The organism is Kitasatospora sp. NEAU-CNBT7 (assembly GCF_057220535.1).
In genome coordinates this window covers 15,938-31,830 of sequence record NZ_JBXQQB010000040.1, presented here as the reverse complement: position 1 = coordinate 31,830, position 15,893 = coordinate 15,938, and the positions used below count along the sequence as shown (strand labels likewise).

10 protein-coding genes are annotated in these 15,893 nt (G+C 75.1%); 6 read left to right on the top strand and 4 right to left on the bottom strand.

From position 1 onward, the window contains the following. Positions 1–164 precede the first annotated feature (164 nt). Entirely contained in the window at positions 165–4,121 is a 3,957-nt protein-coding gene (locus AC2TEW_RS33760; protein ID WP_484627087.1) for a hypothetical protein, read from the top strand. An 80-nt stretch (positions 4,122–4,201) separates the two neighbouring features. Further along, positions 4,202–5,179 carry a bifunctional riboflavin kinase/FAD synthetase gene (locus AC2TEW_RS33755; protein ID WP_484627086.1) on the top strand — a complete coding sequence of 326 codons (978 nt, stop codon included), beginning with the start codon at positions 4,202–4,204 and terminating at the stop codon, positions 5,177–5,179. A gap of 141 nt (positions 5,180–5,320) precedes the next feature. Here AC2TEW_RS33755 and AC2TEW_RS33750 read toward each other — a convergent pair whose 3' ends face one another. The 3 genes from AC2TEW_RS33750 to eccE form a co-directional block, all read right to left on the bottom strand. After that, a complete protein-coding gene (locus AC2TEW_RS33750; protein ID WP_484627085.1) occupies positions 5,321–7,540 on the bottom strand; it encodes a nucleotide-binding protein in 2,220 nt (739 codons plus the stop codon). 214 nt (positions 7,541–7,754) lie between these two features. Then, a complete protein-coding gene (locus tag AC2TEW_RS33745) occupies positions 7,755–8,519 on the bottom strand; it encodes a hypothetical protein (RefSeq protein ID WP_484627084.1) in 765 nt (254 codons plus the stop codon). After that, positions 8,519–9,898, bottom strand: coding sequence for a type VII secretion protein EccE (eccE, locus tag AC2TEW_RS33740; RefSeq protein ID WP_484627083.1), 1,380 nt, complete (start codon positions 9,896–9,898; stop codon positions 8,519–8,521). Before eccE ends, AC2TEW_RS33745 begins: the two co-directional genes overlap by 1 nt. A 221-nt stretch (positions 9,899–10,119) precedes the next feature. On the opposite strand from eccE, the gene eccB reads away from it, so the two are divergent. From eccB to mycP, 4 genes are all read left to right on the top strand, one after another. Beyond that, positions 10,120–11,706 (top strand): type VII secretion protein EccB, encoded by a 1,587-nt coding sequence (gene eccB / locus AC2TEW_RS33735; RefSeq protein ID WP_484627082.1) that lies wholly within the window; start codon positions 10,120–10,122, stop codon positions 11,704–11,706. Positions 11,707–11,894: 188 nt separating this feature from the next. Continuing rightward, a complete protein-coding gene (locus tag AC2TEW_RS33730) occupies positions 11,895–12,197 on the top strand; it encodes a WXG100 family type VII secretion target (protein ID WP_033817668.1) in 303 nt (100 codons plus the stop codon). An 83-nt stretch (positions 12,198–12,280) separates the two neighbouring features. Then, complete coding sequence (locus AC2TEW_RS33725) at positions 12,281–12,577, top strand: WXG100 family type VII secretion target (protein ID WP_484627081.1); 297 nt, start codon at positions 12,281–12,283, stop codon at positions 12,575–12,577. 138 nt (positions 12,578–12,715) lie between these two features. Further along, the gene (gene mycP / locus AC2TEW_RS33720) at positions 12,716–13,993 is read left to right on the top strand and encodes a type VII secretion-associated serine protease mycosin (RefSeq protein WP_484627080.1); all 1,278 of its coding nucleotides are present in this window, start codon (positions 12,716–12,718) and stop codon (positions 13,991–13,993) included. Between the two features lie 80 nt (positions 13,994–14,073). Here the strand turns inward: mycP and AC2TEW_RS33715 are convergent, their stop codons facing one another. Next, complete coding sequence (locus AC2TEW_RS33715) at positions 14,074–15,483, bottom strand: APC family permease (protein WP_484627079.1); 1,410 nt, start codon at positions 15,481–15,483, stop codon at positions 14,074–14,076. Positions 15,484–15,893 lie beyond the last annotated feature (410 nt).

The window sequence follows — 15,893 nt, the reverse complement described above, 5'->3', positions numbered from 1 at the left end:
CCGGTTCATCCGCACGGGGGAGCGCGCGAGGCGAAAGCCCGTGGTGAACGGCGTGGGCGCGGTGGTACGCCCGCCGGGCTGGGCAGGCTCCCCGCCGCGAGAACGGCAGCCGTGCCGGGCCCGGTCCGGCGCCCGGCCGGCCCGGCACGGGGAGGCGGGGCGACATGGCCGGGAGGTACACCGGTGCGGCGGCGGACCCGGCCCAGGCGGTGCTGCTGGTCCGGGACCTGGACGGCGGGCTGCGTGGGCTGGGGTTCGTCGCCGACCGGCACGGCACGGTGGTCACCGCGCACGAGGTGGTGGCCGGACTCGACCGGGTGGTGCTGCACACCCCCGGCGGGCAGAGCCGGGTGCTCGGCGCCGGGAACATCGACCTGCTGCCCGGGCAGGCGCTGGCCCTGCTGCGCACCGACACCGTCGGCGGCCTGCCCGGGCCCGCGCTCCCGCTCGCCCATGGCACCCACGGGGCCGGGCCCGAGGAGGGTGCCGACCCCGGCGGCGGGCCGGTGGTGATGCTGCAGGAGGCCGGGGAGCGGCCCCGGCCCGGCGGGGTGCTGGGCCGCTGCGCCGCCGGGTACCCGTGGCAGGAGGACTTCCATCCGGTCGCCGGCGCCCTGCTGATCCGGCCGGACCGCCCCGGGCCGGTCCCGCCGGCCGGCACGCCGGTCCTGGACGCCGACACCGGCGCGGTACTCGCCGTGGTCGCGCCCGGCCTGATCCTGCGCGGCGGCCTCGGCCGGCCCGACCTGATCGCGGCCGCTCCGCTGCGGCCCGGCCCGGCTACCGCCGGTTCGTCCGCCGCCGGCCCTGGTGCCGCCGGTTCGTCCGCTGCCGGCTCGTCCGCCGGTGGGTCCACCGCGGGTGCGTCCACGGCCGGCCCGCTCGGCGAGCTGCTGGAGCGCAACGCCGCCGAGGTACCCGCCTTCGGGCGCGCCCTCAACCTGGCCGGACTGCTGCGTCTGGCCGCCGTCCAGCTCGGCAGCGCCACCGCGGGGCCCGGCCGGATCGCCGACCTGGCGGCGGACCGGGTCGACCGCCCCGACGGCATCTGCGGCGAGGAGCCGCGCCGGACCGTCACCGTCCTGCTCGGCGCGCCCGGCACCGGCCGGACCACCGAGATCGCCGCACTGGCGGTCCGCCGGTCCACCGGCCCGAACGCGCTGCCCACACTGTGGCTGCGCGGCGCCGACCTCGACCCCGGGGACGACTCGCTGGCCGCCCCGGTCGGACGCGCCCTGGCCCGCGCCGCCGCCCTGCTCGGCGTGCCCGCACCCGAGGCGTCCCCGGCCGCGGCGCTCGGCACCGTCGCCCGGCGCCCGCTGCTCGTGGTGCTGGACGGACCCGAGGAGGCCCCGGCCGCACCCACCGCCGAGTGGCTGGCCGCCGGGACGCACTGGCTGGCCGCCACCGGCGCCCGCCTGCTGACCGCCGCCCGGCCGGACGGCTGGGAACGCCTCGGATGCTGGCACCCCGGCGCCGACGTGCACCGGCTGGGCCCGCTGCCCGCCGACGCGGCCGCGCGCGCCGCCCGCCGCTACGGGCTGCCGCCCGGCTGGCTCGACCCGGCGGACGCGGTGCACCCGCTGGCCGTCCGGCTCGCCGGCGAACTGCACTCGGCGGGGGTGACCGGGCCGGCGCCCGGACGCGACGAACTGTTCGCCGCCCACCTGGACCTGCTCTGCCTACGGGCCGCCCGGCGGCTCGCCGCGGCCGGACCGCGCCGGCAGGGCGCCCACCGCCGGGGCGCCCCGCCGCCACCCGGCGAGGACGCGGGCCGGATCCGGCGGCTGGCGGCCGTGATGGCCGGGCGGGTCCACGAGGCGGCCCGGCTGATGCTCGGCACCGGCCACGGCGGGCTGGACGCGGCCGACTTCGACCGGCTCTCCCCGGTGGCCGGGGGCTGGGCCGCGGCGGTCCTGGCCGAGGGGCTGTTCGTGCCGGCCGGACCGGGCTTCCGGACGGCGTACGAGGAGCAGGCCGACTGGCTGCAGAGCCTGCACCTCGACCTCGACGAGGCCCTGCGGCTGCTGCTGGCCGAGCGGGCCCCGGACGGCGTACCGGAAGGGCCTGCCGAAGGCGGAACGGGCGGAACGGGCGGGCCGGGCGGGCCGGACGGCCTGGACGGCCCCGCTGACGGTGCACCGCCCCCGGACCGGCCCGGGCCGGAGCACGCCGGGACGGGCGAGGACGGTACGGCAGGGGACGGGACCCCGGCGGACAGGACCCCGGCGGACGGGACGGCGGGGGACACGGCGACGGCGGCGGACGGCCGGGTGCCACACGGAGTGCCCCGGCACCGGGTCGGCCCGGTGGTGGCGGCGCTGGGGCGCGTCTGCAGGGCCGCGTCGGACGAGACCGCGGCGTCGGGCGCCCGGCCGCCCGGTGACGGCTGGGCGCACCTCCCGGCCGAGGGCCGGTGGAGCGCCGTGGACCCGGCGGGACTCCGCCGGCGTGCCCCGGAGCGGTCGGAGGCAGCCGGTACGGTCGGCGGGGCGGAGGCGCCGGACGGCCGCCCGGACCGGCTGGAACGGCTGGACCTGCTGGAACGGCTGTGGCCGGCCCTGGAGGCGGCCGAGCCGGGCAGCGAACGGGACTGGTGGGCCGGGCGGCTGCTGGCCGCGGTGCTGCCGACGGTGCCCGATGCCGGGGTGCACCGCGCGCTGCTGCAACGGCTCGCGGAGCGGGCCGGCCGGGACCCGAGGTTCGGCCCCGAGTTCTGGGCCTCCCTGTCGCTCGCACCGGCGGACCGGCTGGCCCTGCTGCGTCGGCTGGTCGCCACGGACGGACCCGGGCAGACCTTCCGTACCGTCACCGCCGCGCTGCTCACGGCGGCGCCGGGCACGGTGATCCCGCTGCTGTGCGGATGGCTCGACGACCGGCCCGCCAGCGGCCGGGAGCCCGCCGGCCGGGAGCCCGCCGGCCGGGAGCCCGCCGGCCGCGGACCCGGCGCCGACGAGGCGGCCGCGGCGGCCGCGGCAGCCGCGGCCGAGGCCGCCCACGAGCTGCTGTTCGCCCACCGCAGGCTGGCGCTGGACGACCTGACGGAGGCCCTGGTGGCGGCCGCCCACCCGCGCGCCGACGCCCTGCTCGGCCTGCTCTCCGCCGAGGAACCCTCCGCGCTCTGCCGCGCCGTCGACCGCTGGAGCCACGACCCGCGGCCGGAACGGCACGTGGCGGCCGCGGTGCACGCGCTGCGCACCGCCCCGCACGCGAGCGGACCCGGGCCGCGGCTGCTGCGGCACACCGCACGGACGCTGCTGGCCCGGGAGGACGAGCCGGCCCTGCACGGGGCGGCGCTCGCACTGCTGGTCCGCGACCCGGCGACCAGGAGCGCCCGGCTGGCCGACGCGCTGGCCGCGTACCTGGCGGACGACCCGTTCGTCACCCCCGAGGTGCTGGCCCCCGCCCTGGACACCCACCCCGATGCCGTGCTGACGGCCTTTCGGGAACGCCTGGCGCGGCCGCGGGGCGCCGTCGGCCCGGCGCTGCGGGTGCTCGCCGGGGCGGCCGACCCGCAGGTCGCCCGGCAGGGCATGCAGCTGGTGGCCGCGCTGCTGCGCCGGCAGCCCGAACGCGCCCCGCTGCTGGCCGCACTGGCGGGGTACCTGGACCGGCTGCTGGAACTCGGCCGGGACGTCCAGCCGCTGCTGGCCGGGGTGATCACCGCGCCGCCGGGCGCCCGCCGGGCGCTCGCCCTGCTGCTGGTGGCGCCGGGCGATCCGGAGCGCGGGTGGCTGCTGGACACCGTCCTGGCGGCCGAGCGGGACCCGGAGGTGCTCGGCGCGGTGCTGGCCGCGCTGGTGGACCGGGTGGGGCAGTACCGGCCGGCCCGGCTGCGCGAGCTGGTCCGTCGGCTCGGTGTCCGGTGGCCCGGCGCGGACGCCCTGCTGGTGCGCTGCGCGGGCCGCTCGGCCGCCTTCGCGGCCCTGCTGGCCGGCTGGCCGCCGGACGAACCGCCGCCCCCCGCCGGGCCGTTGGTGGCGCGGATGCGGAGCCTGGCCGCCGCCGGCGGGGACCCGCAGTACGCCGCCGCCCGGGCCGAGCGCACCGGCCGGGCACCGGCGCCGCGCTCAGCGGCCGTTCCGGTGCCGGAGCAGGGTCGGGCGCATGGCACGCTATAGGGGTTCAGGTTTGGGTGTTCGAGTGCGCCTGGTCGTGCAGGGCACGGTAACCACGGCATAGGGAACGAGGAGCGGTCAGGGTGCAGCGCTGGCGTGGCCTGGAGGAGATCCCCGGGGACTGGGGGCGCAGCGTCGTCACCATCGGATCGTTCGACGGTGTGCACCGCGGTCATCAGCTGATCATCAGCCGGGTGGTCGAGCGCGCCCGCGAGCTGGGCGCCCGGTCGGTGGTGGTGACCTTCGACCCGCACCCCAGCGAGGTGGTCCGGCCGGGCAGCCACCCGCCGCTGCTGGCCCCGCAGCCGCGCCGGGCGGAGCTGATCGAGGAGCTCGGCGTGGACGCGGTGCTGGTCCTGCCGTTCACCCTGGAGTTCTCCAAGGAGTCGCCGGAGTTCTTCGTCCGCCAGGTGCTGGTGGAGGCGCTGCACGCCCGCCTGGTGGTGGAGGGCCCGAACTTCCGCTTCGGACACCGGGCCGCCGGCGACGTGGCGCTGCTCGCCGAGCTGGGCCGGGCGGACGACTTCGAGGTCGAGGTGCTCGACCTGCAGGTGCGCGGTGCGGCCGGCGGCGGCGAGCCGTTCTCCTCCACGCTGGCCCGGCGGCTGGTCGGCGAGGGCGACCTGACCGGGGTCGCCGAGGTGCTCGGCCGCCCGCACCGGGTCGAGGGCGTGGTGGTGCGCGGCGCGCAGCGCGGCCGCGAACTCGGCTACCCGACCGCCAACGTCGACACCGTGCCGCACAGCGCGGTCCCGGCCGACGGCGTGTACGCGGGCTGGCTGACCGTACCGGCGCACGGTTCGCAGCTGCCCGACGGCGGGCCCGCGGAGAGGATGCCCGCCGCCATCTCGGTCGGTACCAACCCGACCTTCGACGGCACCGCGCGCACGGTCGAGGCGTACGCCATCGACCGGGTCGGCCTCGACCTGTACGGCCTGCACGTCGCCGTCGACTTCCTGGCCTACCTGCGGGGCATGGAGAAGTTCGAGTCCATCGAGGCGCTGCTCGACCGGATGGCCGACGACGTCAAGCGGGCCCGTGAACTGACCGAGGGGTCCTGACCGCGGGCCTGCCCGGGCGGGCGGCCTGACCGCCCGTCACGCACCGCCGCCCGCCCCCGTACGCCAACGGCTCGGCCCTGTACGCAAACGGTTCGGCCCGCCGGACTCCCTTCCGGTGGGCCGAGCCGCGTGCGGCCGCCGCTACTGCTGCGGCGGCGGGTAGCCGTACCCCGGTGCGGGCGGCTGCTGGCCGGGCTGGCCCTGCTCCTGCGGCGGCGGGTACCCGTAGCCCGGCTGGCCCGGCTGCTGGCCGGGCTGACCCGGCTGGCCCTGCTGGAGCCACTCCTGCGGGGGCTGCTGCGCACCCTGCGGCGGGTACGGCTGCTGCTGGCCCGGCCCGTACCCGGGCGGCGGTGCCTGGCCCGGCTGCGGGGCCCACGGCGCACCCGGCGCGGGCGCGCCCGGGTAGCCGCCCTGCGGCGGGTACGGCTGCTGCGGGTAGCCCGGACCGGGCTGCTGCGGCGGGTACTGCTGCTGCGGGTAGCCGGGGCCGGGCTGCTGCTGCGGGTACCCCTGGGCCTGCCAGCCGCCGCCCTGCTGGGCGCGCGCGATGTCCTCGCCGACCAGCGCGGCCAGCTCGAAGTACGCGTCCCGGACCTTGGGCCGCATCATCTGCAGGTTGACCTCGGCGCCGGCCGCCAGGCTCTCGTCGAACGGCACCACGACCACCCCGCGGCAGCGGGTCTCGAAGTGCGCGACGATGTCCTCGATCCGGATCATCTTGCTGGTCTCGCGGACCCCGGAGACCACCGTGATGCTGCGCTGCACCAGGTCGGCGTAGCCGTGCGCGGAGAGCCAGTCCAGCGTGGTGGAGGCGCTGCTGGCGCCGTCCACGCTCGGGGTGGCGACCACGATCAGCTGGTCGGCCAGGTCGAGCACCCCGCGCATCGCGCTGTACAGCAGGCCGGTGCCGGAGTCGGTCAGGATGATCGGGTAGTGCTGGCCGAGGACCTCGATGACCTGCCGGTAGTCCGAGTCGTCGAAGGTGGTGGAGACGGCCGGGTCCACGTCGTTGGCGACGATCTCCAGGCCCGAGTTGAGGTCCTGCGAGGTGAACTGCCGGACGTCCATGTAGCTGCGCAGGTGCGGGATGGCCGTCACCAGGTCGCGGATGGTCGCGCCGGTCTGACGCTTGATCCGGCGGCCGAGGGTGCCGGCGTCCGGGTTGGCGTCGATCGCCACCACCTTGTCCTGCCGCTCGCTGGCCAGTGTGGCGCCGAGCGAGGTGGTGGTCGTGGTCTTGCCGACCCCGCCCTTGAGGCTGATCACCGCGATCCGGTAGCAGGTCATCACCGGGGTGCGGATCTGCTCCAGCTTGCGCGCCCGGTCGGCCTGCGCCGCCTTGCCGCCGAACTGGAACCGCGGCTGCTGGCGCTGCGCCTTCGGCTGGCCGCGCAGCAGCCGGTCCGAGGACAGTTCGACCGCGGCGGTGTAGCCGAGCGCCGCGCCGTGCGCGGTCGGCTGCTGGCCGCCGCCCTGGAACGCGGCGGGCGCCTGCGGCATGCCCTGCTGCTGCGGGTAGCCGGGCGCGTGCGGCTGCTGCGGGTACGGGCCTTGCTGCGGCCAGCCGCCCTGCCGCGGGTCGGCCACCGGCTGCGGGGCGGGCGGGCCCGGCTGCTGCGCGGCCTGCGGCGGCCAGGGCTGACCGGGCGGTGCGTACTGCGGGCCGGCCGGTCCCGGCTGGCCGTGCTGCACGGGCGGGGCCTGCGGCGGCAGTTGGCCCGGCAGGTGCTGGCCGGCCTGCTGCGGGAACGGGGGCTGCGCCACCGGCGGCTGCTGCACCGGGGCCTGCTGGACCGGCGTCGGCGGCGTCGGCGCACCGGCCTGCTCGGGGTGCGGCCAGGCCGGCGGCTGCTGCCCGGCGGTCTGCTCGGGCAGCGGGGCGGGCGCGGGCGCCGGCGCGGACTGGACCTGCACCGGCGGGGCCTCGGCCACCGATGGCTGCGGGGCGGCCGGCGCGGGGACCGCGGCGGGCTCGGCGGCCGGGGCCGGCGCGGCGAGGGGAGCCGGGGCGGACGCGGCGGTGCTCTGGGCGACGGGAGCCGGGGCAGCGGTGGTCTGGGCGACGGGAGCCGGGGCGACGGGAGCGGGTGCCGGTGCCGGGGCGACGGGGGCCGGCACGGGGGCGCCCTGCTGCGGCGGCACCTCGGCCGGCGGAGCGGGCGCGGCGGGCGCCGGCGCCGGCGCCGGTGCCGGGGTGTCGGGCACGGCCGCGGCCGGTGCGGGGGCCGGGGCCGCCGGTGCACCGTCCGAACTCTGCGTGTACCAGGAGGGTGGCGTGTAGTCAGGGGCGTCGGACCAGTCGTCGTCGTCCTCCGCCGCGTTGTCGCCGACGTAGACGCCGTCCCGATCGCTGCTCACTTGGGCTCCCTCGTTTTCGCCGCCATTGGGCGCGGTACCGTCGGCAACAAGACTAGGCCGTGAATCGTGGTCATCTGAAGGCGGTGCCGCATCTCACGTCCGGTCGGGCGGTGCCGCGCCGACCTGCGGCGCACTTCCGGCCCCCGGGCCAAGCACCCGTGCCGGCCCGCCCCGGTGGGCGGGCCGGCACGGCCGGACGGAACGGGCGGACGGGTCAGTCCATCCGGCGCGGTGCGCCGAGCACCTGGGCCTCGGCCTCGCCCGGGTTGGTCATGACGTACTGACGCCGCATCCGGGTCGCCCACAGCGTGATGTTGTCACCGAGCGTGGGCAGTGCCGCGACCTCCGCGCTCCCGAGCGACAGCAGCCGCCCGACCAGGTCGGACTCCTGCGGGGAGATCCGCTGCAGGCCGACCAGGTCGGCCGCGTTGAGCACCCGGGCGGCGTTCGGGCCGAGGTACGGGAGCAGGGTCAGGGTGGTCTGCCACGGCGTCGCGGACAGCCGGCTGCGCGACGGGCGGGCGCCGAGGTCGCGCACGACCAGCACCGGCGAGGCCACCGAGGCGCCCTGGGCGCCGAGCCGGCCGACCTGGTGCACCGTCACGCACGGCTGGCCGCCGCCGGCCGCCTGCGCCATCGGCGACCAGGCCTGCGGGCGGCCGGTCTCGACCGCGACCCGGGCGCCGGTGGCGGCCGCCCGCAGCGCGATGATCTGCGCCGTCCACATGCCGCCGACCAGCACCACCTCGTACGAGGAGGGGCGGAACAGACCGATCACGGCGGGCTGCTGCTGCGGGTCGACGCCGATCAGCACACCGTCGTCGCCGACCGGGAAGGACAGCGCGGCCAGGTCCTCGGTGGTCAGGACGTGCTTCTCCCGGCTGGGGCCGCGCAGGCCGAAGCCGGGGCGGATCTTCGGCGGGCGGGGCTGGTCCGGGCCGGGCTGCGGGGCCTGGGCGGGGTAGCTCTGATACGCCATCAGGAAGTTCCTCCCAGGGGCAGCGTGGCGAGCAGGCCGGGCGCCTGCTCCAGGTCGAGGCGGGTCAGGCCGACCCCGGCGCTCTGCGCACGGGTCTCGACCAGGCGGCCGACCTGGGCGACCTCGCTCTCGCTGCGGCCGGTCACCCGGACGTGTCCGCTGATCGCGACCGAGCCGCCCATGCCGTGGCCGGCGGTCAGGCTGAAGGTGCTGGCCAGCGCGGGCGTGCCGGTGACCAGGTTGACCAGGTCGGGTGCGGAGATCCGGCCGGGGGCGCCGCCGGGGCGGCTCAGCTGCGGCCACTTGGAGATCCAGTAGGTGCTGTGCCAGCGGTCGTCGATCCGCCAGAACTTGCCGCTCTCCTGGGTCCGGCGGGCGCCGAGCCCGCCGCCGCCGGTGCCCTGACGGCCGGCCACCGCCACCGGGTTGGCGCAGATCGAGATGGCCAGCGCCGCGATCAGCTCGCGCTCGTCCAGCACGGTGGCGGTGAACCCGGCACTGTTGAGCCGGCCGGCCAGCTGGTCGGTGACGCGCTGCAGGGTCTTGCGCGCGCCCTCCTCGCCGCCGCCGCGGGCCAGCACCGCCGAGGCGGCCTTCTCCGGGTCGAGCTTCAGCGCGACCCAGGTCAGCCGGAGCCCCGGGGTGGTGAGCCCGTCCGGCAGCTGGTGGTAGGCGCGGAACGCCAGCGACTGGTCCGGCAGGTGCGGCGCCGGGGCGGGCTGGGTGTGCTGGACCAGCTGCACCGACTCCAGGGTGATGTCGTCCACCTGGAGGGCCGAGCAGATCACGTCCAGCGGCAGCGGCAGTGCGGTCCGGTGCGGACGCAGCGGCTGGTCCTTGGCCTGCACCAGCAGGACCGAGGTCAGGAAGGTGCCGTCGCCGACCATGCCGGTCTCCCGGCGCAGCGGCCGGCCGTCGCCGAGGTCGGTCTCGGTGGCGTGGGTGTACGTGCGCAGGGCCGGCTCCAGCTCCAGGGCGGGAGCCAGCGCCGGGTCGGTGCCGGGCGGCGGCACGTTGTACTGCGCCTCCTTGCGGCGGGACTTGAGCGCGAGACGGACCCGCATGCCCTCGGGCGCGGTCCGGCCGGACAGCGGCAGCAGGGCCACCACCACGAGGACGACGGCGGGCACCGCGAAGACGCCGGCCATCATCGGCTTGATCGTCCAGCCCACCGCGACCAGGGCGGCGGCGACCTCCAGCAGCACGAGCTGCTGCAGGCGCAGCCGGCTGCCGAGCAGCCCCGGCCTGGGCTGGACCTTCGGCGTGACCGCGGCGGTGGGCGCGGGCCGCGCGGCGGCGGCCGCCCGGCGTCCTCCCCGGCTCTCCGGCGTCCGGCCCTGTGATGTGCTGCGTCGCGCTGGAGCGGACTGGCTTGGCATCCCCCGAGTGGCCCTCTCTGATCAGATATCACGGCCCGGTTGGCCGGTCGGCGAACCGTACCCGTACCGTACTCACCGTCTGCTGCCGCATCGTAGAGGGTTGGCCGGTCCTCGTGCCGGTGGGGGGTGCCCGGCCGGGTGGCCCGGGGTGGCAGACTCGCGCACCGGACACGTGCGCTGACGCAACCACAGATGTCGGTCACACAGGGGAGACGACAAGCATGGCATCACGCCGGGACGAGCTGAACGCCTACACCTTCGCACGCAAGCGGATGGTCGGCGCCTTCCTGCAGCCCAGTGGCGGCGGCAACGACGAGGACGCGCCTCGTCCGGTGCGCGCGGTGCTGCCGAGCTTCGTGGTGGCGGCGGTCACGGTGGCGGGCTTCGGCATGTGGGGTGTCATCAAGCCGGCCGCGCCGGTGAACTGGGACAGCGGCAAGTACATCGTCCAGGCGAAGCAGTCGACCACCCGGTACGTGGTGCTCAAGGACCCGGCCAACGGGCAGATGGTGCTCCACCAGGTGCTGAACATGTCCTCGGCCCGGCTGGTGCTGCCGGCCGGCGCCGAGGTGATGCCGGTCGCCGACGACGTGCTCGACAAGTACCGCAACCACGGGGCGACGATCGGGATCCCGTACGCGCCGGACCGGCTGCCGAAGGCGGCCGACGCGGGTACGGCGAAGAAGTGGTCGGTCTGCGACCGTCCCGGCAACGCGACCAACACCCAGGAGTCGATCAGCCAGTCGGTCTTCGTGGCGGCCGACAAGGAGGCCGAGACCCTGGCGGCCAAGGACAAGATGCTCGCCGACGGCCAGGCGCTGTTCGTCCAGGGCCCGCCGACCGGTGGCAGCCCGGGCAGCAAGTACCTGGTGGACTCCACCGGTACCCGGCACGCGGTCGGCCCGGTCGACACCCCGGCCGGCGACCAGCAGGCCATGGAGTCGGCGCTGTTCGGCCGCGGCACGCAGCCGCAGCAGGTGACCGACGACTGGCTGCGCACGCTCGCCGACGGCAAGGCGATCACCTTCCCGAAGATCCCCGGCTTCGCGGACGGCAAGGTCACCCCCTCCACGGTGGACGTCTCCTCGGCGGCCGAGAAGCGGGTCGGCCGGGTGCTGCAGTTCCAGGACAGCTTCTTCGTGGTCGGCACCGACCACATCTACGCCGTGACGCCGCTGCAGGCCGAACTGATCCTCAACGACCCGGGGATGGACACGGTGTACGACCGGAAGAAGCCGGAGCCGTTCCAGCTGACCCCGTCGGACAACGCCAAGCTGGCGCCGCTGGTGGACACCGAGGCGATGAAGGCCCCGGCGACCTGGCCGTCCAACCGGATCGACAAGGCGGTCAACGCCGGCACCGACAAGGGCGCCCGGTCGGTGGTCTGCAGCACCTTCGAGGGCATCGACAAGAACGTGGTCAAGCGCAGTGTCTGGGCCTGGACCGACTACCCGGCGCCGGTCTCCTCGGGTTCGCTCAGCGCGCACGTGACGCCGGGCCACGGCCTGCTGTACCGCGCGGTGGACAACGTCGGCGCGGAGGCGTCCGGCAGCGACTTCCTGATCACCGAGACGGGTCTGCGCTACTCGCTGCCGAACAACAACGACGGCCCGGCCGGTGCGGCCGGCGCCTCCGCCACCCCGGCGCCCGGCGGCCAGCCTGAGCAGAAGAGCGAGGCCAACGAGGCGCAGGCGCGGCTGGGTTACAAGGACATCACCCCCACCCAGGTGCCGGTGGAGTGGTCGAAGCTGGTGCCGGGCGGCGGTGTGCTGAACACCTTCGCCGCGCTGCAGGCCCAGAACGCGTAGGGGAAGGCGTGACAGAACGTCATTCCGCTTTGGGGCGTAGTGTCATGGTCTGGTAACTACCCGCCTCCCGGTGTTGGGTGTCTTGCGTCGGAAGGCTAAAGTTCTCCGGGGCATCACACCGTGGTGTCGACGGGTAGACCGTGCCAGGACTATCCGGACGAAGTCTGTCTCATGGGGGACGGTGGATCATGGCTGGTCAGTTCAGGACGACCGCTGAGGAGATGAACGCGTTCGCCAACCGCATCGGTGAGGTGAACGCGCAGGTTCAGGGGGAGATCGGCAAGCTGAACTCGCTGGTGGACTCGATCTCCCAGGGCTGGCAGGGTCAGGCCGCGGCCGCGTACCAGCAGATGCAGTCGCGCTTCAACGAGGACGCGAACGCGCTGAACAAGGTGCTCGACGAGATCAAGCAGGCGATCGAGGCCACCACGAAGCTCTACGCCGCGACCGAGGAGGACCAGCAGTCCTCGCTGTCCGGCATCGGCGGCTGAGCCCTCGCGGGCGACTCAATCCGAAGCCTTGGCCGACGGCTGCGTAAACGGGGCGCCGACGGCTGCATCGACAAGGAGACACCATGGCTGGCAACAACGGCATTCTCGTCAATTTCTCGACCATTCAGAACGCGGGCTCGGAGGTGCGCCAGACCGCCGCGCGCATCCAGTCGCAGCTCGACGACCTGAAGGCGGGCGTCCAGCGCATCGCGGCCAGCTGGGAGGGCGCGGCCCAGGAGGGCTACCAGGCCCGCCAGGCGCAGTGGGACGCGAAGGCCGCCGACCTGCAGCAGGTGCTCGGCCAGATCGCGACCGCGCTGGACAACGCCGCGCAGAGCTACCAGGCGACCGAGCAGAAGAACGTCACCATCTGGGGCTGAGTACGGCCCACCAGGGGCGGTACCTCGCCGGTGAGGCGGTATCTCACCGGTGAGCGGGGCGGGCGTCCGGCAGGACGCCCGCCCTTCGCGCGTCGCGCAGACGCGCACGGCATCGTGTGGATTCAGAGGGGTGGACTGGTGTCGTTGGGTAGGTACCGCAGGCTGGCCGCCGCATCGGTGGTGCTGGGGGTGGTCGGCGTGACGGCCGCGGGGCCGGCGTACGCGGCCGGGCCGGGGGACGCCTCGGGCGATGTGAAGGCACCGGTCGCGATAGCCGCCGCCGGTGAGTGCACCTTCCCGTCCCAGGACGTCGCGAGCGCCCCGTGGGCGCTGCAGCGGGTGCTGCTGGACGAGTTGTGGCAGGGCGGACGCGGCGCGGGGGTCACCGTCGCGGTGATCGACACCGGCGTGGACAACCAGAACCTGCAGCTCAAGGACAAGGTCCTGGACGGCGGCTCGTACCTCGTCGACCGGCAGACCAACCAGCCGGTCGAGGGCAACGGGCTGACCGACAAGGTCGGCCACGGCACCAAGGTGGCGGGCATCATCGCCGCCAGGCCGCTGCCCGGCCGGACCGGCTTCGTGGGCATCGCCCCGGACGCGACGATCCTGAGCATCCGGCAGAACGACAGCGACGGCAACGGCAACGTCGAGACGCTGATCAAGGCGATCGACACCGCGGTCGCCAGGGGCGCCAAGGTCATCAACATCTCGCAGGACGTCCGGGCGACCGGCGAAGAGGGCGACTTCCCGATGAAGTCCCAGCTGCGCGACGCCCTCACCCGCGCGGAGACCAAGGGCGTCGTGGTGATCGCCTCCTCCGGCAACGACGGCAAGGAGGGCCCGACCTACCCCGCGGCCTTCGACACCGTGCTGGCGGTCGGCGCCTCGGACCGCAACAACGAGCGCGCCCCGTTCTCGCAGTACGGCGACTTCGTCGGGGTGGTCGCGCCCGGGGTGGACATGCTCTCCACCGTCCCGGCCGGCGGCCAGTGCGTCGACAACGGCACCAGCTTCTCCGCGCCGTACGTGTCCGGGCTGGCGGCGATCCTGGTCGGGATGCACGACAAGTGGACGCCGGCCCAGGTCCGGGCCCGGATCGAGCAGACCGCGCAGCGCAACGAACGCGACCGCAACAAGTTCATCGGCTGGGGCGTGGTCGACCCGGTCAAGGCCGTCCAGGGCGGCAACGACCAGGAGCCCAAGCCGCACCCGGACGCCAAGGTGCGCCTGGACACCGTGCCGATCGTGGCGCAGCCGCTCGGCCTGGCGGAGACCCAGGCCGACCGGGACCAGCGCACCGGCACCTTCGTGCTGGCCGCGGGCGCGCTGATGGTGGCCGGACTGGCCGGCGGCTCGGTGGTGATGCGGGACTACCGCCGGCGCCAGGCGGGCCAGGCCGGCCAGGAGTTCTGAGCGGCCGTACGGCACACGGAAGGCCGGTGGCCCCGTCCCCTCGCGGGACGGGGCCACCGGCCTTCCGTAGGTGGTGCGGGTCAGACCTGCTCGTCCTCGGGCAGGGTGATCACCCAGCGGCTGTCCTGCCGCGGCCGCAGGTACAGCAGCCAGTAGAGGGCGGCCGCGGCGGTGAGGCCGCCGGTCCACCACAGCGCGGTGTGGTCGAGCTTGGTCAGCACGTAGAGCAGCACCAGGATCAGCAGGGCCGGCAGGACCGGCCACAGCGGCTGGCGCCAGGCGGGGGCGTCCTTGTGGGCGCCGCGGCGGGAGAACAGCGCGGCGAAGGCGACCAGCAGGTAGAGCGCCGCGACGGCGACCCCGGTGATGTTGGTCAGCAGGCCGTTGGGGACGAAGCAGAGCACCGCGCCGGGGACGCCGACCGCGAGGGTGGAGATCCACGGGGCGCCGTGCCGGTTGAGGGTGCCGAAGGCCTTGTTGACCGGCTCCGGCCAGGCCTTGTCGCGGCCGGAGGCGAACAGCACCCGGGAGTTCTGGATGACCATCACGATGCCCGCGTTGATGATGGCGAGCGCGATGCAGAGGCTGATGAAGCTGCCGACCGTGGAGTTGCTCCACCCGGCCACCAGGCCCGAGACGTCCCCGCCGGTGAGGGCGTCGAGGTCGGGGGCGCCCATGGTGATGGCGATGACCGGCACCAGGATCACCACGACCGACAGGGCGAGCGTCCACAGCACGGTCCGGGCGACGTTGCGGCGGGGGTTCTCCAGCTCCTCGGAGAGGTAGATGGCGGTGGAGAAGCCCTGGGTGACGAAGAGCGCGGTGCCCATCGCCGCCAGGATGGCCCCGAAGCCGACCGCGCTGCTGCCGCCGTGGCTGTCGCCGACCACGCCGTGCAGCATCGAGCCCACGCCGCGCTCGCTGTGCGCGAAGCCGAGGACGGACACCACACCGGCCGCGATCACCTCCAGGACCAGGAAGACACCGGTGATCCAGGCGTTGGCCCGCAGGTCCAGCAGACCGGCCACGGTGGCCGCCAGCATCACCGCGGCGCCCGCCCAGCGGGCGTCCACGTGCATGATCGGCGCCAGGTAGTCGGCCGTGCCGATGGCGATGACCGAGGGCACGATCATCACCACGATCAGGGACTGGATGAACACCAGCCAGCCGGCGAACCGGCCCGCCAGGGTCCCCACCATCGCGTACTCGCCGCCGGCGCTGGGGATCAGGGTGCCGAGCTCCGAGTAGCAGAACGCGACCGCGATGCAGAGCACCGAGCCGATCGCGATCGACATCGCAGTGGCGGTGCCCAGCGAGTTGAACAGGTCGGGGACCAGGACGAACAGGGAGGAGGCCGGCGTGACGCAGGAGAGCGTCAGCAGGGTGCCGCCCACCACGCCGATCGAACGGGTGAGCGTCTTCGGCGCGCCCGCTCCGGTGGGGTCGGCCGCGGGGGCGGCGACGACCTGAGGGGGAAGCGTGTCGGTCATGGGTGGTCCGATCGGCCGAGGTGGTGATGGGGGCGGGAGCGGTATCGCCTCCGAGGCGTTGCCGGTGTCTTCAAGGTCACTCCCGCTGCGCCATGGAACCGCGACGGGATCGGGTGCGTCAACGCCGATCAGCTTCGGAATCCGTTGCATCCTGCATCGTTCGAGACTGATTTCATGGTCACGCGCGGCAATGTTCTGCTATGTCCGACTTGTTAACGCGGATGAACGGCACTTGAATCAAAGGTAAATCTGGCAGAAGTGCCATTGATTCGAAGGTCTCAGGGGGGTGCGGGAACCGCAGGTCCGCCGCGAAAAAACCTCCATAACGTTCTGGCACAGTCCACGGTGCGGAATGCCACGAGGGCCGGACCCCTGGCGGGATCCGGCCCTCGTCGTCGCGCGGTGCGCCC

Coding starts and splice junctions, on each gene's coding strand:
- AC2TEW_RS33725 (WP_484627081.1), top strand. CDS start 12,281: ATGGCTGGCAACAACGGCATTCTCGTCAATTTCTCGACCATTCAGAAC.
- AC2TEW_RS33715 (WP_484627079.1), bottom strand. CDS start 15,483: ATGACCGACACGCTTCCCCCTCAGGTCGTCGCCGCCCCCGCGGCCGAC.
- eccB (WP_484627082.1), top strand. CDS start 10,120: ATGGCATCACGCCGGGACGAGCTGAACGCCTACACCTTCGCACGCAAG.
- AC2TEW_RS33730 (WP_033817668.1), top strand. CDS start 11,895: ATGGCTGGTCAGTTCAGGACGACCGCTGAGGAGATGAACGCGTTCGCC.
- AC2TEW_RS33745 (WP_484627084.1), bottom strand. CDS start 8,519: ATGGCGTATCAGAGCTACCCCGCCCAGGCCCCGCAGCCCGGCCCGGAC.
- AC2TEW_RS33760 (WP_484627087.1), top strand. CDS start 165: ATGGCCGGGAGGTACACCGGTGCGGCGGCGGACCCGGCCCAGGCGGTG.
- eccE (WP_484627083.1), bottom strand. CDS start 9,898: ATGCCAAGCCAGTCCGCTCCAGCGCGACGCAGCACATCACAGGGCCGG.